Below are 18,399 nucleotides of genomic sequence, written 5' to 3'. Positions count from 1 at the left end.
AGAGGAACAGCCCCAGCCGCAGCAGCCAGGCCGGGCGCAGCCCCGCATGGTGCGGCAGCACGAAGCGCAGCGGCCAGATGATGTGCGGCGCCGCCGCCCACAGCACCTCGCGCTCCATCAGCGCCTCGCGCACCAGGCGGAACTCGTAATATTCCAGATAGCGCAGCCCGCCATGGATCAGCTTGGTGGAGGCCGACGAGGTGCCGCTGGCCAGGTCGTTCATCTCGGCCAGACACACGCTGTAGCCGCGCCCCACCGCATCGCGGGCAATGCCGCAGCCATTGATGCCGCCGCCAATCACGAAAATGTCGTAGATCCCGTCCTGTGCCACCGCTCATCTCCCTGTTCGCAACCGTCCTGCCCGCCAGCGCCAGCCAATATAGCACCACTGCGAACCAAATACGAAACCAAAAGAAAATATAACGCGCATCAACGCGCCCGGCAAGCCGGGATTCAACGGGATGTTTCGACCAGCCGCACATCCGCGTCCGCACAAATCGTGCGGATGATCTCGCTGTCGCAGCGGTCGGTAATGAATGTATTGACCTGTGACAGATGACCGATGCGCACCGGTGCCGTCCGCTCGAACTTGGTTGAATCGGACACCAGGATCACGTGCCGGGCATTGGCCATGATGGCCTGCGCCACCTTGACCTCGCGGAAATCGAAGTCGAGCAACGCGCCGTCATGGTCGATTGCCGACGTGCCGATGACGGCGAAATCCACCTTGAACTGACGAATGAAGTCCACGGCGGCCTCGCCGACAATACCGCCATCGGAACCGCGTACCACCCCGCCGGCAATGACCACCTCAATGTCGGGGTAAACCCGCAAATTGTTGGCGACATTGATATTATTTGTGATCACCATCAGGCCTTTCCGGCCCAGCAATGCCTGACCGACCGCTTCCGTGGTCGTGCCGATATTGACGAAGAGCGAGGCATTGTCGGGAATGAGCGCGGCGGCGGCCTGACCGATCGCCTCCTTTTCGGTTGCAGCGATCAAACGTCGTGCTTCATATTCCAGGTTCTGGATACCCGACGGGAACAGCGCTCCGCCATGGATCCGGTTCAGCAGCCGCTGATCGCACAGATCGTTCAAATCCTTGCGGATGGTCTGTGGCGTCACGCTGAAATGCGCAGCGAGATCATCCACAAGCACGCGGCCATGGAGTTTGGCCATTTCGAGAATTTCAGCGTGCCGGGGCGGCAGGAACATGAGGTATACTTTCGTTTTCGTTTTTCTGAATACTATACGAAAATGAAAATGAGCGCATGTCAATTAGCAATAAAGCGAAGTTGGCAGGCGAATGCGCTTTCCAACGGGCCAAACCATGCGGCGGCCATCGTCGCGGTTTGAAGATGCCCGAAGCAAATTTTGTTTATTCGGCGTCTGTCTCGGACTTATGATCCGAGGCGGGCTTTATCTGCGCGATCCGCGCCTGCATACCGTTCCGGGCGGCGGATGGCCAAGTGTGAGCCAACGCACCGATCCGGCCGCCGGCAAACGGCGGCCGGATCGTGGCTTGGTTCTATCGGGTTGCGCGCAGTGTCAGCTGCGTTGCGCCTGCAGCGACATTGAGTCCCTGGGTGGCTTCCGCGCTGAACGGCTGCAGGCCGAAGTTCTTCGATGTGCCGCCAACCAGTGCGTTTGCACCGAGACCGAGGCCAACCGAGGCACCCGCCGTCACGCCGACATAATTGCCGGCAAGGGCGCCTTCGCCTGCCCGGTTTCCGGCGGCGGTATAAACAACCCACTGCAGATAGGATTTCCTGGTCACCCCGATATCGACGCCAAGTTTGCCGATGCGTCCGGCATATCGTTCGACGGAACCATTGGTCCGCATGAACCTGCATTGAACAGCCTTGCTCGACCCGATCAACATGCCAACGCCGCCATCGACCGCGCAGGACAGCGTGCCGAGACGGGTCTTGGGCCCGTTCGCCGCATGGGCCTGGTGTTTGGTCTTCTGATGAAGGGGAGCGGCACCTGCGCCCGAAGCCAGAGCCATGGAAACAGCGGCAGCCATTACGATCATTGTTTTCATCATCTATCCTTATTCCGTTGCGGCCCGGCGGTTTGAATGCGCCGTCGAAACCAGAAAACAAACGTGTGCGGGCCGGTTTGGTTCCGGAAACCGGCTATTGCCGCCTGCAACCGGCCTTGGCGCAACCGGCACAGCGGCATGGGGCGCGAAAACCGGCATTGAAATTTCCGTGCAATCTGCAAGGTTTGCACAACAGGAATGCCTGGGGAGGACATGGATTTGGCTATCACGTTCCGTATTGATCCTTTCCCGTCCAATGACGAGATGAACGCGCTTTGGGAATGGGCCTGGGATGACTTCGTCTGGAAGGATTTCTCCGTCATTCTGGCCCGCAGCCTTGCCCATGTGGGGGCCTATGACGGGCAGCGGCTCATTGGCTTTGTCAACGTGGCATGGGATGGCGGTGTTCATGCTTTTCTTCTTGATACCTGCGTGCACCCCAAATTCCGCCGGCAGGGCATAGCCACGCAATTGGTCAAGGAGGCTGAAAACCTCGCGCGCGATCGCGGAGCTTTCTGGCTGCACGTGGATTTTGAAGCCCGGCTGACTGGGTTCTACCGGGGCTGCGGATTCAGGATGACAGGAGCCGGACTGATCAAGCTGCAACCTTGATCCGGCGCATCGATGTTTTCCCGGACAGGAGGGTTGACGCCCTGAAGCTGCGTGCGCTCACTCGTCAAACCGCGAAAGCCGGAACGGCGACAATCGCTCCTCCGGCCTGTCGGATAAGATTTCCCGGCTCAGCAGCAGGCCGACAGCAGGCGCAAGGGTCACGCCGGAATGCATGACGGCGATGGAAAGGCCATCGAGATGTCCGGCCGGCCCGACAATCGGGAACCCGTCGGCGGGGGTCGGCCGGTAGCCGATGGTGAAAAAATCCAGTGCCAGAGCATCCACATCGTCGAGGTTTGCTTTCAGGCGGGAGAACAGCGCATCCGCGGTTGCCTGCTGATCCTCACCGGGATCGCTGCCGCCAAAATCCGCGCCCGCAATGATCCGCCCTTCCGCCGTCTGGCGCATGTGCAGATCAGGGGTGATCACGATGCCGTTGAGCCGCTTCTCCATTGGCTTTGAATGAACGATCAGACCCGGCGGCGTCTCCATGGGCAGGGTCACCCCCGCAGTCTGCGCCAGGGCAACGGCCCCCGCGCCCGCCGCGAGCACCACATGGTCGGCCTTCACTTCGCCGAACGACGTAACGACGCCGGCAATGCACCCGCCCTCCTGGACGAGCCGTGTAACGTTTGCACCAACCAGCAGCCGCGCGCCGCGCGCCTGCGCCCCGGCCAGCATGCGCTGCGCCGCGGCAACGGGCTCAACGGCGCCCTCTTCTGCAATATGCACGGCCGCATCCGGCAGTCGCGCCAGATAAGGCTCGCGCGCGGCCACGGCTTGCCGGTCGATGCGCCTGATTCCATAGCCCCAGTGCCCATGCTGCGTGACGTAGGCCTCAAGTTCATCCGGCGATAAATCCCAGCTGATGCCGCCGCACCAGTTCACCCCGATGCCGGGCAGCTCATCGTGCAGGCGCTGCCAGCCTTCCATGGCATAGCGGCGGAAGCGGAAATAGAATTCGGGATTGCCCCAGCTGGCATTGATCCATGCAAAGGACGCAGGCGTGGCGACCCCGCCGCTTTGTTCGGCAACCACCGTGACAGCCGCCCCCTGCCGCGCCAGATGCCAGGCAATCGACGCACCGATAATTCCGGCACCGACCACGATCACATGTTTCTGTTTCGCCATGATTCATTCCTCTTGGAAAGGCCGAGACTCTCTGTGCGGGGGATGACAGCATCATTTCCGGGCGAATGCCACCGCAAAGGCCGCAAATTTGTGATGGCGCACGTCCGGTGATAGAAAGGCCGGCATGATGAAGGGCCAGTTCAGGATAATGCGCTGTACAACCGCGGGGGTGGAAGCCGTCGCGGCGGCCACGCGGCACAGCTTTTCCCGGCACACGCACGAACAGTACGGCATAGGCGTCATTCACCAGGGCGCGCAAAAATCCCTGAGCGGACGTGGAATGGTGGAAGCCGGGCCCGGCGACATGATCACCGTCAATCCCGGCGAAGTGCATGACGGCGCGCCCATAGGCGACGCGGGGCGCTCGTGGAAAATGCTCTATTTCGATCCGTCCCTCATTGGCGCGATGACGGCAGATCTGCAGGAGCAGGGCGAAAGACGCGACGAATTTCCCCGGCCCGTTATCCAGGACGTGCGGCTGGCGCACCAGTTCGAGCGGCTCTTCACCGCCATGACGACCACCGGCATTCCCTCGGCTATCCGGCAGGAAGAATCGCTGCTGATGCTGCTTGCCGGCGTGTTTGATGAGCCGGGCGATCCGCAGCGGCTTCCGGCAATACCCCGAGCCATTCGCCGTGCCCGCGACCTGATCGATGATCAGCCGGCACGCGCGGTGACATTGGAGGACCTTTCACGGGAAAGCGGTTTGAGCCGCTTTCAGGTTGTCCGTGCCTTCGCCCGCGCCACCGGCATGACACCGCATGCCTATCTGGTGCAGCGGCGCATCGACCTCGCCCGCCGGATGATCGCCGGGGGATCATCTCTGGCGGAAGCTGCCATTGCCAGCGGCTTTGCCGACCAGAGCCACATGACGCGCACCTTCATCCGCAAATACGGCCTGTCGCCCGGCGCCTATGCCGACGCCATGAACTGAAGCCTCTCCTGCAATTTCGTTCAAGACGAACCCCGCCCGATCCGCTGTTGTGCGCCTTCCCGGGATGAAAAGGATTGCGCATGTCCAAGCAGGTTCAAGGTTATGTTTTTCTCGCACTCGCCATGGTGCTCGTCGGCAGCACCATCATTGCCAGCAAGGTGATTGCAGCGGGCTTGCCGCCCTTTACGGCAACAGCCCTGCGCTTTGCCGTCGCCTTCCCGATATTCCTGTTGCTGATGCGACTGACGCGAACCAAGTGGCCGCGGCTTGACCGCTCTGCCTGGATCCTTCTCGTCCTGCAGGCGGGTGCCGGCAGCGTCGGTTACACGACCCTGCTGATATCCGGCCTCAAACTGACCTCGGCAACGGATGCCGGCGTCATCATCGGGACGCTGCCGGTGGTTGCCGCAGCCATCGCCATTCTCGTCCTCGGCGAACGGCCGCATCGCTTTACCCTCGTCGCCATTCTGCTGGCGACAGCGGGCGTTGTCAGCATCGCCTTCCGCCCCGGCGAAAGCGGCACGCACTCCCTGCCGGGCAATGCGCTGATCTTTGCGGCTGTCATCTGCGAAGGCCTGTTCATCCTGATCAACAAGCGCCTGAGGACGCCCATTCCGCCGCTTGCCCTTTCGACGCTGATGACAGGCCTTGGGCTGGCGGTGGCCATCGTGCCTGCCTTGTTCGAAATGCCATGGACGGGCGGCATGAGCATTGGATCATTCTGGGCTGTCATCTACTACGCCATTGTTCCGACGGTTGGCGGCTTCCTGCTGTGGTATGCCGGTGCCGCGCGGGTCAGTGGCGCCGAAGCCTCGCTCTTTACCGCCGTGGCACCGGTCTCGGCGGTGATATTCGCCGTCATCTTCCTCGGGGAAACCGTCAACCGGAACCAGATCATCGGCATAGCCTGCGTGCTCCTGGCCGTTGGCGGCCTCGGGCTGCAATCCCTGAAACCGGTCAAATCCGCCTGAGCGCGGCGGCCAGTTCGGACAGGACCGCCGTCATGCGGTTGCTCCTTCTATGATGTCATAGCCGGTGTTGATGATGGTCTTTTCAGCCGGGCGTTCGCGGCTTTCCAGGAGTTTTTCGGCGGCGGTCTTGCCGATCAGGAATCGCTTGGAAAGGATCGTCGACAGCGGCAACGGCAAGGCCTGCCCGATATCGAGACCGTTGAAGCCGAAAATACCCAACTGTTCCTTCGGCGTAATCCCCGCATGCATGCAATGGAAGATGCCGCCCATGGCCATGTCGTCATTGGGGAAGACGACCACATCAAGCCCCGGCGCTTTCCGGAGGATCGCCTCAAGCAGATGGCGTCCAGCCATGGTGGAGCTGCCCCCCTGCACGCGCTCTTCGGCAACCAGCAGCAGACCGGCGTCTTTCAAGGCTGCCCGCAAGCCATCATAACGGGCGCGGGCGCGATCATCGCTGGCAATGCTGTGACCGGCGTAACCGAAACGGCGGTAGCCACGCTGCACCAGATGTTTGCCGGTGTCATAGCCGGCTTGCCAATGCGACATGCCCACGGCGATATCAACCGGATCCCCATCGATGTCCATGAGTTCGGCGACGCGAAAACGCCCATGCTCCAGATGCCGCCGCGCGGTGGCCGTATGATGCAATCCGGCCAGAATCACCGCAGCGGGCTGCCATGCGAGAAAAGACAGGAGAATACGTTCTTCGATCACCGGATCGTAGTCGGTGACGCCGATGACCGGCTGAAACGCTGTTTCCGTCAAAGCCGTGTGGATGCCGCGCAGCACATCCGGAAACACAATATTCGACAAAGAGGGCAGCAGCACGCTCATCAGCGTCGAGCCCGAGGAAGCAAGACTGCCTGCCGCCCGATTGGGAATATAGCCAAGTTCGGCGATGGCGGCGAGGACCTTCGCCCGTGTCGCATCGGCGATCGGCCCCTTGTTGCGGACCACGCGAGAGGCGGTGATATCGCTCACACCGGCAAGCCGCGCCACGTCAGCCAAAGTCGGCGTGTCGGCATTCCGGTGCGCGTTGCGTTTGCGTGGCATGGCATGATCCCGGTGGGATTGAGCAGAATAATGATAGCGCTACCATAAATCGCTTGATGAATGCTAGTGAGTGTGCATAACTTTGTGTTAGCGCTGTCATAAGACCCGCCGGGGCTGGCAGGATAAGACGTTCTGGGAGGATCGGTTCTTGAGTTCAGCGGCAGGTATTGCAGGGATTGGCCTTTGCCCAACGGGGCTTGGCATGGCCTTTGCGCCACTGTGTCACTGCGAACCTCGCATGTTCCCCCTCGCGCATAGCGTTTGAACAAAACGGGCGATCTGCCCGCATGACAAAGAGGTTGATTGCATATGCACGTACTGGTCATTGGCGCCGCCGGGATGGTGGGCCGCAAATTGCTGGACAGGATCGCGGCTGAAGAGGGTATCCTGGGCGGCGGCATCGACAAGCTGACGCTGGTCGATGTGATCGAGCCGGTGGCGCCCCGCGCCCTCGCCGGTATTTCCACGACAAAAGCGGCCGACCTTTCCGATGCTGGTGTTGCTGAAGGACTGATCGCCAGCCGCCCCGATCTGATCTTTCATCTTGCGGCCATTGTTTCCGGTGAAGCGGAAGCGGATTTCGAAAAGGGCTACAAGGTCAATCTCGACGGCACGCGGTTCCTGTTCGAAGCGATCCGGCTGGAAAGCGCCAAGGCACCTTATCGTCCACGTGTGGTCTTCGCCTCCTCCATCGCCGTGTTCGGCACGCCCTTTCCCGACAAGATCGGCGACGAGTTCTTCACCACGCCGCTCACCAGCTACGGCACGCAGAAGGCCCTCTCCGAGCTGCTGCTGTCCGACTACAGCCGCCGCGGCTTTTTCGACGGCATCGGCATTCGCCTGCCGACCATCTGCATTCGCCCCGGCAAGCCGAACAAGGCGGCTTCAGGGTTCTTCTCCAATATCCTGCGCGAGCCGCTGGCGGGGCAGGAAGCCATTCTGCCCGTGGACGAGAGCGTCCGGCACTGGTTCGCCAGCCCGCGCTCCGCGGTCGGCTTTTTCGTGCATGCGGCAACACTCGACCTGGAAAAAGTCGGGCCGCGCCGCAACCTTTCAATGCCCGGCCTTTCCGCCCTCGTCGGCGAAGAGATTGCAGCCCTGAAACGCGTGGCGGGTGAAAAGGCGGTCAAGCTGATCCGGCGCGAACCGGACGCGACCATCCAGAAAATCGTGGCAGGCTGGGCGACGGATTTCGACACGCGGCGCGCGGCCGCGCTCGGGTTCAAGGCGGAGACCGTCTTTGACGACATTATCAAGGCGCATATCGAAGACGAACTGGGCGGAACACTATGACCAATTATCAGGAGTCAGGCAGAGGCAAGATCGCACTGGTGACCGGCGGCGGCACGGGCGTCGGCAAGGCGATTTCTGTGGCACTGCTCGGTGTCGGCTGGACCGTCGTCATCACCGGGCGGCGCAAGGACGTGCTCGATGAAGCAGCAAGGACACTGGCCGCCGAGACCAAGGGAACGGTCAATCCCATTGTCTCCGATGTCAGCGATCCCAAATCCGTCGCCGCACTGTTCGAAGCCGTCAAGGCGGCCTATGGACGGCTGGACCTGCTGATCAACAATGCCGGGATCAATGTGCCGAATGTCGCCATGGAAGAGGTGACGTTCGAGCAGTGGAACGCCATTGTCGGCGCCAATCTGACCGGCGCATTCCTGTGCACGCAGCAGGCGCTGAAACTGATGAAGGCGCAGACGCCGCGCGGCGGGCGCATCATCAACAATGGCTCGATTTCCGCAACGACGCCGCGGCCGAATTCAGCGCCCTACACAGCGACGAAACACGCCATCACGGGTCTGACCAAGTCGACCGCGCTGGATGGGCGGCCCTTCGACATTGCCTGCGGCCAGATCGATATCGGCAATGCCACCACCGAAATGACGTCGAAAATGGCGGGCGGCGTGCTGCAGGCCAACGGCGAGACGGCAAGCGAGCCAACCATACCGGCGCACTATATCGGCGATGCCGTCGTCTACATGGCCGGCTTGCCGCTGGAGGCCAATGTGCTGTCGCTGACTGTCATGGCGACGAAAATGCCGCTGGTCGGCCGGGGATAGTATTTTCGCGCGGTGTTTTGGGAGAAGCACCGTTAGGCACATTTCAGGGAGGAACAGGCATGGCATCAGTCGAATTCGCCAATGTCAGAAAATCATTCGGAACGCATCCGGTTATCAAGGGGGTTGATATCGAGATCGCCGATGGCGAGTTCGTCATTCTGGTCGGGCCGTCGGGCTGCGGCAAGTCCACGCTGCTGCGCATGCTGGCGGGGCTGGAGAATATTTCCGCCGGCGAAATCCGCATCGGCGGACAGGTGGTCAATGGTCTCGCGCCGAAGGAGCGCGACATCGCCATGGTGTTCCAGAACTATGCGCTCTATCCGCACATGACCGTTGCCGACAACATGGCCTTTTCGCTGACGCTGAAAGGTGCCGCCAAGGCCGAGATCGACAAGCGCGTCAAACCGGCAGCGGAAATTCTGGGCCTCACCCACCTGCTCGACCGCTTTCCCCGGCAATTGTCCGGCGGCCAGCGCCAGCGCGTGGCGATGGGCCGCGCCATTGTCCGCGATCCGCAGGTATTCCTGTTCGATGAGCCGCTCTCCAATCTCGATGCGAAACTGCGCGTCGCCATGCGCGCGGAAATCAAGGAACTGCACCAGCGGCTGAAGACGACCACCGTCTATGTGACGCACGACCAGATCGAGGCCATGACCATGGCCGACAAGATCGTTGTCATGCATGACGGCATCGTCGAACAGATCGGGGCGCCGCTCGAACTCTATGACCAGCCGGCCAATCTGTTCGTCGCCAGCTTCATCGGCTCGCCCGCCATGAACATGATCAAGGGCAGGCTGGACCCGAATGATGCGCTGAAATTCGTGACGGAGAAGGGTGTTGTCCTGCCGGTGGCCAAGGCACCCGAAAGCGCCAGGGGACGTGCCCTGATCTACGGACTGCGGCCCGAGCACATGACGATTGCCGATGGCGGCATTCCGGCAAACGTCGTGGTGATCGAGCCTACCGGATCGGAAACCCAGATGATCATGCGCATCGGCGGCGACGACATCACCGGCGTGTTCCACCAGCGCATCAATGCCCGTCCGGGCGAGACGGTCGGCCTGTCGATCCACGCCGAGGCGACGTATCTCTTCGACGCGGAGAGCGGCAAGCGCCTCGTCTGAAAACCACCAAGCGGCACCTGCCAGTCGGGGAGCGTGTGCCGGTCATATAAGCCCCCGGAAAGCATGGGCGGAAGCGGGAGACGTTCCGGACATGCTTGTGAAACCCCAAGGAGGAGCATCCATGACCATCAACAGACGACATCTTCTCGGCGCTTCTGCCGGACTTGTGGCCGCTGCCGGGTTGAACCGGCTGGGCCTTACCCCGGCCTTTGCCCAGGCCGCCCCCGCCTACAAGCCGGAAGCGGGTGCAAAACTGCGCCTGTTGCGCTGGGTGCCGTTCGTGCCGGCAGAAGAAGCCGCATGGCTTGCCAATACCAAGAAGTTCAGTGACGCCACCGGCGTTGAAGTGCGCATCGACAAGGAAAGCTGGGAAGACGTGCGCCCGAAGGCCGCCGTCGCCGCCAATGTCGGCTCGGGCCCGGACATGGTGATGAGCTGGTTCGACGACCCGCATCAATATCCCGACAAGCTGGTCGATGTCAGCGAGCTCGGCACCTATCTCGGCGGCGCCCATGGCGGCTGGTATCCGGGTCTCGAAGGCTATGCCAAACGTGACGGCAAGTTCATTGCCCTGCCGCTCTGCGCCATCGGCAACGCCATCGTCTACCGCGACAGCCACATGAAGGCCGCCGGCTTCAGCGAATTCCCCAAGGACACGGCAGGCTTTCTCGAGCTCTGCAAGGCCATGCACGCCAAGGGCACGCCCGCGGGCTTCCCGCACGGCAAGGCCGTGGGCGACGGCAACAATTACGCGCACTGGCTGCTGTGGAGCCATGGCGGCAAGATGGTCGACGAAAGCGGCAAGGTTGTCATCAACAGCCCGGAAACGCTGGCCTCGGTGAAATATGCGCAGGAACTCTACAAGACCTTCATTCCCGGCACGGAAAGCTGGCAGGATGTCAACAACAACCGCGCTTTCCTGGCCGGACAGATCTCCCTGACCGCCAATGGCGTGTCCGTCTATTATGCGGCTAAGAAGGACCCGGCGATGGCGGCCATTGCCGACGACATGCGCTCGGTCAATCTGCCCATCGGCCCGGTCGGCCAGTCGGTCGAGCTGCACCAGGCGTCCACCGTCTCCATCTTCAAGCACACGAAATATCCGGAAGCCGCCAAGGCCTATCTGCAGTTCATGTATCAGGCCGACAACATGAATGCGTGGATCGAAGGCGCCAGTGCCTATTGCTGCCAGCCGCTGAAGGAATATGCCGCCAATCCCGTGTGGACATCCAACCCCATCCATGCGGCCTATGCCAAGGCATCGGGCAGCCTGCGGCCGAACGGCTATGCCGGACCGCTCGGAACGGCATCGGCCGGCGTGATGGCCGACTATGTGCTGGTCGACATGTATGCCACCGCCGTGACGGGACAGATGACGCCGGAAGACGCCATCGCCCAGGCGGAAAAACGCGCCAACCGTTACTACAACGTCTAGCCAAAGGGTGGAGACCGGCAGGATGACAAAGAGCGTGAATACAGGATGCTGTGAAGGGAGTGATGTTCTTCACCCCCCTCTGTCCTGCCGGACATCTCCCCCACAAGGGGGGAGATCACATCGGCATCTGCACTTTTGCTTACCTCGCAGTGGCTCAGAGCTGATTGAAGCAGCGGTGAAGGCTGATCTCCCCCCTTGTGGGGGAGATGGGCGGCAGCCCAGAGGGGGGTATTCCTTATGACAGCAACAACAAAGCCACCTTCAGCCCTCGGCGCGCTGACCCGGAACAATACATTCCTGGGTTTCATGTTTCTGTTGCCGGCGGCGGTGTTCCTGCTGTGCTTCCTGACCTATCCGCTCGGCCTTGGTGTCTGGCTTGGCTTCACTGACGCCAAGATCGGCCGGGATGGGGTGTTCATCGGTCTCGACAATTACATAGCGCTTGCCAACGATTCCGTGTTCTGGATGACGGTCTACAATACGGTTCTCTACACCTTTATCGCATCGGTCCTGAAGTTCGCGCTCGGCCTGTGGCTCGCGCTGATCCTCAATGAAAACCTGCCGTTCAAGTCATTCTTCCGCGCCATCATCCTGTTGCCCTGGGTTGTCCCGACGGTGCTGTCGGCGCTGGCTTTCTGGTGGATTTACGATGCGCAATTCTCGATCATTTCCTGGTCGCTGATCAAGCTCGGCCTGATCGATACGCCCATCAACTTCCTCGGTGACCCCAACAATGCGCGGGCATCGGTCATTGCCGCCAATGTCTGGCGCGGCATTCCCTTCGTTGCCATTTCGCTGCTCGCCGGCCTGCAGACCATTCCGCAATCGCTGCACGAGGCGGCATCGCTCGACGGCGCAACCGGCTGGCAGCGCTTCCGCTTCATCACCCTGCCCATGCTCACCCCCATCATCGCCGTGGTCATGACCTTCTCGGTGCTCTTCACCTTCACCGATTTCCAGCTGATCTACGTGCTGACCAAGGGCGGGCCGGTCAATGCCACCCACCTCATGGCCACGCTTTCATTCCAGCGGGGCATCCCGGGCGGGCAGCTCGGCGAAGGCGCGGCGATTGCCGTCGCCATGATCCCGTTCCTGCTAGCCTCGATCCTGTTCTCATTCTTCGGCCTGCAGCGCCGGAAATGGCAGCAGGGCGGACAGGATTAAGGGGGGGAGAACGACCATGAGCATTTCCGAACAGACCGCCACGGCGCCACTCACCGACGACGCGCAGGGCATGAGCTATCTCAACCGGCTGCCGCGGCGCATCGTCGTGCTCTATCTGCCGCTGGCCGTTTTCATCATCGTGTTGCTGTTCCCGTTCTACTGGATGGCAATCACGGCGGTAAAACCCAACTCGCAGTTGACGGACTACAACAATTACAGCCCGTTCTGGGTGGTTGGCCCGACACTCGACCATATCAAATATCTCCTGTTCGAGACCTCCTATCCCGGCTGGCTGTGGAACACGCTCGTCGTCTCGGTCTGCGCGACCGTGCTGTCGCTTGCAGCCTCGGTCTTTGCCGCCTATGCCATCGAGCGCATCCGCTTCAAGGGCTCGCGTTCCGTCGGGCTCCTGATCTTCCTTGCCTACCTCGTGCCACCTTCCATCCTGTTCATCCCGCTGGCGGTGATCGTCTTCAAGTTCGGCATCTATGACAGCAAGCTGGCGCTGATCTTCACCTACCCCACTTTCCTCATTCCGTTCTGCACCTGGCTGCTCATGGGCTACTTCCGTTCGATCCCGTTCGAGCTCGAAGAAAGCGCGCTGGTGGACGGGGCATCGCGCTGGCAAATCCTCGTCAGGGTCATATTGCCGCTGGCGGTACCAGGACTGATCTCTGCCGGCATTTTCGCCTTCACTTTGTCGTGGAATGAGTTCATCTATGCGCTGACCTTTATCCAATCCTCGGAGAACAAGACTGTCCCGGTCGGTGTCCTGACGGAGCTGGTGCGAGGGGATGTTTTCGAGTGGGGTTCGCTGATGGCAGGGGCGCTGTTTGGCTCGCTGCCCGTCGTCATCCTCTACTCATTCTTTGTCGATTATTACGTGTCCTCGATGACCGGCGCGGTCAAAGAGTAATTGGGGCGTGCCCCCATCCAGGAGTTGCTTTCATGACAACCAACAAAACCCCGAAAAAGCTTCGCTCGCAGGAATGGTTCGACAATCCTGACAACCCGGGGATGACGGCGCTCTATCTCGAGCGCTATCTCAACTACGGCCTGACGCGGGCGGAATTGCAGTCGGGCAAGCCGATCATCGGCATCGCCCAGACCGGCTCGGACCTTTCGCCCTGCAACCGCCATCACATCGAATTGGCCAAGCGGGTGCGCGACGGCATCATCGCGGCGGGCGGTATCCCTTTCGAGTTTCCGGTTCATCCCATTCAGGAAACCGGCAAGCGTCCCGGCGCGGCGCTCGACCGCAACCTTGCCTATCTCGGGCTGGTGGAAGTCCTCTTCGGTTATCCGCTTGACGGCGTCGTGCTGACCATCGGCTGCGACAAGACCACACCGGCCATGCTGATGGGCGCCGCCACGGTGAACATTCCCGCCATCGCCCTCTCCGTCGGGCCCATGCTGAACGGCTGGCACCGCGGCGAGCGCACCGGCTCCGGCACCATCGTCTGGAAATCGCGTGAAAAGCTGACTTCAGGCGAAATCAACTACGACGAGTTCATGGATATCGTGGCGTCGTCGGCACCGTCCGTCGGCTATTGCAACACCATGGGTACCGCCACCACGATGAATTCGCTGGCCGAAGGACTCGGCATGGAACTGCCCGGCGGCGCTGCCATCCCGGCACCGTACCGTGAACGCGGCCAGATCGCCTATGATACCGGCAAGCGCATTGTCGACATGGTGCGCGAAGACCTGAAGCCTTCCGATATCATGACGCGCGAAGCCTTCGAGAATGCGATCGTCATCAACTCGGCCATCGGCGGTTCGACCAATGCGCCCATCCATCTGAACGCGATTGCCCGCCACCTCGATATCGCGCTCGACAATGATGACTGGCAGACCATCGGTCATGACGTGCCGCTGCTGGTCAACCTGCAGCCTGCAGGGGAATATCTAGGCGAGGATTACCACCGCGCAGGCGGCGTGCCTGCTGTCGTGGCGGAACTGCTCAAGGCGAAGCGACTGCCGCATCCATCGGCGCTTACGGTCAACGGCAAGAGCATCGGCACCAATTGCGAGGGCGTGGAAAATCTCAACACCGACGTCATTCGTCCTTATGAGACACCGCTGAAGAAGAAGGCCGGATTCATCAATCTCAAGGGCAACCTCTTCGACAGCGCCATCATGAAAACCAGCGTGATTTCCGACGAATTCCGCGAGCGCTATCTTTCCGATCCGGACGATCCGGAAGCGTTCGAAGGCATCGCGGAAGTGTTCGATGGCCCGGAAGATTACCATGCGCGGATCGACGATCCGAAACTCGGCCTTGACGAGAACAGCATCCTGATCATGCGCGGTACCGGCCCCATCGGCTATCCCGGCGCGGCTGAGGTCGTCAACATGCAGCCTCCAGGCTATCTGCTGAAGAAAGGCATCCATGCGCTGCCATGCCTCGGCGACGGCCGGCAGTCCGGCACGTCGGGTTCGCCGTCCATCCTCAATGCTTCGCCCGAGGCGGCGGTCAATGGCGGCCTGGCACTGGTGCGCTCCGGCGACCACCTGCGCATCGACCTGCGGAAAGGCACCGCCAACATCCTCATCGATGACGAGGAACTGCAGAAGCGCCGGGACGACCTTTTGGCGGCGGGCGGCTACAAATATCCGGCCAGCCAGACGCCATGGCAGGAAATCCAGCGCGGCATGGTCGATCAGCTGGCGCAAGGCATGGTCCTGAAACCGGCGGTCGATTTCCAGCGCATTGCCCAGACCAAGGGACTGCCGCGCGACAACCACTGAGGCCAACCGTTCGGGAGGGAACATGGCGAACACCATCAGGCGCTATGAGGGGCGGCATGCGGTCATTACCGGCGGTGCTTCCGGCATAGGCTACAGGACGGCGGAGCGGATCGTGTCGGAGGGCGGCACGGTCAGCCTCTGGGACGTCGATGCAGCACGAATCGAGGAAGCAAAAGCCAGGCTCGGCGAGGGCGCGCATGGGCTGGCGCTCGATGTTTCCGACCCGGTGCAGGTGGAAAAGGCGGCGCAGGACACCGCCGCCAGCGCCGGCAGGATCGATATCCTCATCTGTTCGGCCGGGATCACCGGGCCGAACGCCAAGGTGGCGGATTATCCGATCGATCAGTGGAAACGGGTGTTCGATATCAACCTCAACGGCCTGTTCTACTGCAACCGCTTCGTCGTGCCGTTCATGCAGAAGAACGGCTATGGCCGCATCGTCAATGTTGCGTCCATTGCCGGCAAGGAAGGCAATCCGAACGCCTCGGCCTACAGCGCGTCGAAGGCGGCGGTGATTGGCCTGACGAAATCGCTCGGCAAGGAGCTGGTGCATGACGGCATTACCGTCAATGCCATTACGCCAGCCACCGTCGATACGCCGATCCTCCAGCAGCTCAAACCCGAATTCATCGACTACATGCTGTCGAAAATACCCATGCAGCGGTTTGGCACCGTCGATGAACTGGCATCCCTGATCAGCTGGATCGCCAGCGAGGAATGCTCGTTCACGACGGGTGCCGTTTTCGACATTTCCGGTGGCCGCGCCACCTATTGATCCCCTCCCAATCAGAAAGGTTACTCCATGAAACTCGTGCGTTACGGTCCTGCCGGTCAGGAAAAGCCGGGGCTTGTCGACAAGGATGGCAAGGTTCGTGATCTCTCCGCACACGTCGGGGATATTGCCGGTGAAGCGATTTCGCCTGCAGGATTGAACAAGCTCGCAGGCATTGATCCGGCGTCGCTGCCCGAGGTCACTGTCGACCGTTATGGTCCCTGCGTTGCGGGAACCGGCAAGTTCATCTGCATCGGCCTCAACTATTCCGACCATGCGGCGGAAACCGGCGCAACCGTGCCGCCGGAGCCGATCATCTTCATGAAGGCGACCTCGGCCATTGTCGGCCCGAATGACGATGTGGAAATTCCGCGCGGCTCGCTGAAGACTGACTGGGAAGTCGAGCTCGGCGTGGTCATCGGCAAGCACGCCAAATATGTCAGCGAAGACGAGGCGCTCGACCATGTGGCGGGTTATTGCCTGATCAACGACGTGTCGGAGCGGGCCTTCCAGGCCGAACGCCAGGGGCAGTGGACCAAGGGCAAAAGCTGCGACACATTCGGTCCCACCGGCCCGTGGCTGGTGACGAAGGATGAAGTGGCTGATCCGCAGAAGCTGAAAATGTGGCTGGAGGTCAATGGTCACCGCTATCAGAACGGCTCGACCGAAACGATGGTCTATGGCGTCAAATATCTCGTTTCCTACCTGTCGCAGTTCATGAGCCTGCATCCCGGCGACATCATCTCGACCGGCACGCCGCCCGGTGTCGGCCTTGGCCAGAAACCCAATATCTTCCTGAAGGCCGGAGATGTCATGACACTGGGCATCGAGGGGCTGGGCGAGCAGAGGCAGACCGTCGTTCAGGGCTGACAAGGAGCCGGATTTCCTTACTATGAGAATCATCGCGCCGGATGACGGCGCGGTTTCATGGGCGTTGCACAGCGTCCGAACGGTACTGGGAGGTCCATTCATGAGTATCGCAACGTCATCCGCCCACCCGCCGCAAAAGGCGCCGGCGGGCGCCAGCAAGGTCCGCTACATCATTCTTGCCATGTGCTTTCTTGGCATAACGATGAATTACCTCGACCGGGCCAATCTGAGCGTGGCACTGCCCTATATCGATGCCGAACTCAATCTTCAGCTGACCAATGCGGAAAAGGGTCTGATCTTCGGCGCCTTCTTCTGGGCCTATGACGGGATGATGCTCATCGCCGGCTGGTTCACCGACAAGGTCGGTTCGCGCCGTTCATTCACCATAGCAGCCGTGTGGTGGTCGATCTTTACGGCGCTGACGCCGCTGGCCACCAGCTTCTGGGGATTTTTTGCCGTGCGTTTTGCCCTGGGCGCCGGGGAAGCCCCTGCCTATCCCAGCGCAACCAAGGCAGCCTCCCGCTGGTTCCCGAAGAGCGAGCGGGCCTTCGCCACGGCAGTGATCGATTCCGGTTCGCGTGTCGGCACCGTGCTTGCCTTGCCGATCGTTACGGGAATTATCGCCCTGACCACCTGGCACTATTCCTTTGCCATCCTCGGCGCACTCGGCCTTGTCTGGGCCTTCTTCTGGTATGTCATGTACCGCGATCCGGCCGAACACACCGGCGCCAATGATCTCGAGCGTCAGTACATCACCGACAATGGCGGTCGCACCGACGCAACCGATGATGCGGAAGCGGTCAAAATTCGCTGGATCGACCTTTTCCGCTACCGCACCATCTGGGGCATGATGATCGGATTTTTCTGCCTGAACTTCGTCATCTATTTCTTCCTCACCTGGTTTCCGGACTATCTGAAGAATGCACGCGGCCTCAACCTGGCGGAGCTTGGTACATTCGGCATGATTCCGGGCCTGACCGCGGTGGTCGCCGCGTGGAGCGCAGGCGCTTGGGCGGACCGGGCGATCCGTGGCGGTGCCGACGTCACGGCCATTCGCAAGCTCATCATGGTTGGAGGCCTGCTGGGCGGCGCGGCCATTCTCCCGGCGGCACTGGTATCATCGCTTTACATGGCACTCATCTTCCTGGCGATTTCCTACAGCAGCCTCGCCGTAGCCGCCACGGCCATCTGGTCCCTGCCCGCCGATGTGGCGCCCAGTTCCCATCACGTCGCATCCATCGGCGGTATCCAGAATTTTGCCTCGAACATTGCCGGCATTATCAGCCCGTTCCTGTTCGGCGCACTGCTTGACCGTTTCCACGGCAACTATACGCCCTCCTTCGCCATGGCAGCCTTCATGGCGGTGGTCGGCGCGTTCACCTATGCCTTTGTGGTCGGCCGTGCAGAACCGTTGCCCGTGCTTCCGCCAAGGACCTGAGACGGAGGAGGATATTCCCCTCCGTCCC

At 61.2% G+C, this 18,399-nt stretch carries 18 protein-coding genes; 13 read left to right on the top strand and 5 right to left on the bottom strand.

Features of this window, described 5'->3' with window-relative positions; all coding sequences use genetic code 11:
* The 3 genes from J1W56_RS15395 to J1W56_RS15385 form a co-directional block, all read right to left on the bottom strand.
* Positions 1-331, bottom strand: a 331-nt coding sequence (locus J1W56_RS15395; RefSeq protein WP_223614115.1) for an FAD-dependent oxidoreductase, incomplete at its 3' end; no start/stop codon positions are given.
* Between the two features lie 122 nt (positions 332-453).
* Positions 454-1,218, bottom strand: coding sequence for a DeoR/GlpR family DNA-binding transcription regulator (locus J1W56_RS15390; protein ID WP_223614114.1), 765 nt, complete (start codon positions 1,216-1,218; stop codon positions 454-456).
* A 313-nt stretch (positions 1,219-1,531) separates the two neighbouring features.
* A complete protein-coding gene (locus J1W56_RS15385) occupies positions 1,532-2,047 on the bottom strand; it encodes a DUF992 domain-containing protein (protein ID WP_223614113.1) in 516 nt (171 codons plus the stop codon).
* A gap of 213 nt (positions 2,048-2,260) precedes the next feature.
* On the opposite strand from J1W56_RS15385, the gene J1W56_RS15380 reads away from it, so the two are divergent.
* On the top strand, positions 2,261-2,659 hold the full coding sequence (locus J1W56_RS15380) for a GNAT family N-acetyltransferase (RefSeq protein WP_223614112.1): 399 nt from the start codon (positions 2,261-2,263) through the stop codon (positions 2,657-2,659).
* 57 nt (positions 2,660-2,716) lie between these two features.
* Here the strand turns inward: J1W56_RS15380 and J1W56_RS15375 are convergent, their stop codons facing one another.
* The gene (locus J1W56_RS15375; RefSeq protein WP_223614111.1) at positions 2,717-3,790 is read right to left on the bottom strand and encodes an NAD(P)/FAD-dependent oxidoreductase; all 1,074 of its coding nucleotides are present in this window, start codon (positions 3,788-3,790) and stop codon (positions 2,717-2,719) included.
* Positions 3,791-3,914: 124 nt separating this feature from the next.
* Here J1W56_RS15375 and J1W56_RS15370 point away from each other — a divergent pair, with 124 nt between their 5' ends.
* Positions 3,915-4,724, top strand: a complete 810-nt coding sequence (locus tag J1W56_RS15370) for an AraC family transcriptional regulator (protein ID WP_223614110.1) — start codon at positions 3,915-3,917, stop codon at positions 4,722-4,724.
* An 80-nt stretch (positions 4,725-4,804) separates the two neighbouring features.
* A complete protein-coding gene (locus J1W56_RS15365; RefSeq protein WP_223614109.1) occupies positions 4,805-5,695 on the top strand; it encodes a DMT family transporter in 891 nt (296 codons plus the stop codon).
* A gap of 30 nt (positions 5,696-5,725) precedes the next feature.
* Here J1W56_RS15365 and J1W56_RS15360 read toward each other — a convergent pair whose 3' ends face one another.
* Entirely contained in the window at positions 5,726-6,751 is a 1,026-nt protein-coding gene (locus tag J1W56_RS15360; protein WP_223614108.1) for a LacI family DNA-binding transcriptional regulator, read from the bottom strand.
* Between the two features lie 309 nt (positions 6,752-7,060).
* Between J1W56_RS15360 and denD the strand changes: the two genes are divergently transcribed.
* The 10 genes from denD to J1W56_RS15310 all read left to right on the top strand — a co-directional run bounded on the left by denD (position 7,061) and on the right by J1W56_RS15310 (position 18,371).
* Complete coding sequence (gene denD, locus J1W56_RS15355) at positions 7,061-8,044, top strand: D-erythronate dehydrogenase (protein WP_223614107.1); 984 nt, start codon at positions 7,061-7,063, stop codon at positions 8,042-8,044.
* Entirely contained in the window at positions 8,041-8,817 is a 777-nt protein-coding gene (locus tag J1W56_RS15350; RefSeq protein ID WP_223614106.1) for an SDR family oxidoreductase, read from the top strand. Before denD ends, J1W56_RS15350 begins: the two co-directional genes overlap by 4 nt.
* Before the next feature lie 59 nt (positions 8,818-8,876).
* Positions 8,877-9,941 (top strand): ABC transporter ATP-binding protein, encoded by a 1,065-nt coding sequence (locus J1W56_RS15345; protein ID WP_223614105.1) that lies wholly within the window; start codon positions 8,877-8,879, stop codon positions 9,939-9,941.
* A gap of 121 nt (positions 9,942-10,062) precedes the next feature.
* Complete coding sequence (locus tag J1W56_RS15340) at positions 10,063-11,376, top strand: ABC transporter substrate-binding protein (protein ID WP_223614104.1); 1,314 nt, start codon at positions 10,063-10,065, stop codon at positions 11,374-11,376.
* A gap of 237 nt (positions 11,377-11,613) precedes the next feature.
* Positions 11,614-12,540 carry a carbohydrate ABC transporter permease gene (locus J1W56_RS15335; protein ID WP_223614103.1) on the top strand — a complete coding sequence of 309 codons (927 nt, stop codon included), beginning with the start codon at positions 11,614-11,616 and terminating at the stop codon, positions 12,538-12,540.
* Positions 12,541-12,556: 16 nt separating this feature from the next.
* Positions 12,557-13,456 carry a carbohydrate ABC transporter permease gene (locus tag J1W56_RS15330; RefSeq protein WP_223614102.1) on the top strand — a complete coding sequence of 300 codons (900 nt, stop codon included), beginning with the start codon at positions 12,557-12,559 and terminating at the stop codon, positions 13,454-13,456.
* A gap of 32 nt (positions 13,457-13,488) precedes the next feature.
* Positions 13,489-15,291 (top strand): IlvD/Edd family dehydratase, encoded by a 1,803-nt coding sequence (locus J1W56_RS15325; protein ID WP_223614101.1) that lies wholly within the window; start codon positions 13,489-13,491, stop codon positions 15,289-15,291.
* Positions 15,292-15,313: 22 nt separating this feature from the next.
* Entirely contained in the window at positions 15,314-16,066 is a 753-nt protein-coding gene (locus J1W56_RS15320) for an SDR family NAD(P)-dependent oxidoreductase (RefSeq protein WP_223614100.1), read from the top strand.
* 27 nt (positions 16,067-16,093) lie between these two features.
* Positions 16,094-16,933, top strand: a complete 840-nt coding sequence (locus J1W56_RS15315) for a fumarylacetoacetate hydrolase family protein (protein WP_223614099.1) — start codon at positions 16,094-16,096, stop codon at positions 16,931-16,933.
* Positions 16,934-17,033: 100 nt separating this feature from the next.
* Positions 17,034-18,371, top strand: a complete 1,338-nt coding sequence (locus tag J1W56_RS15310; RefSeq protein WP_223614098.1) for an MFS transporter — start codon at positions 17,034-17,036, stop codon at positions 18,369-18,371.
* Positions 18,372-18,399 lie beyond the last annotated feature (28 nt).

This window comes from Phyllobacterium calauticae, from assembly GCF_019991125.1.
GTDB lineage: Bacteria > Pseudomonadota > Alphaproteobacteria > Rhizobiales > Rhizobiaceae > Phyllobacterium > Phyllobacterium calauticae.
The sequence above is the reverse complement of the archived record's forward strand: the minus strand, read 5'-3'. Positions and strand labels throughout refer to the sequence as shown.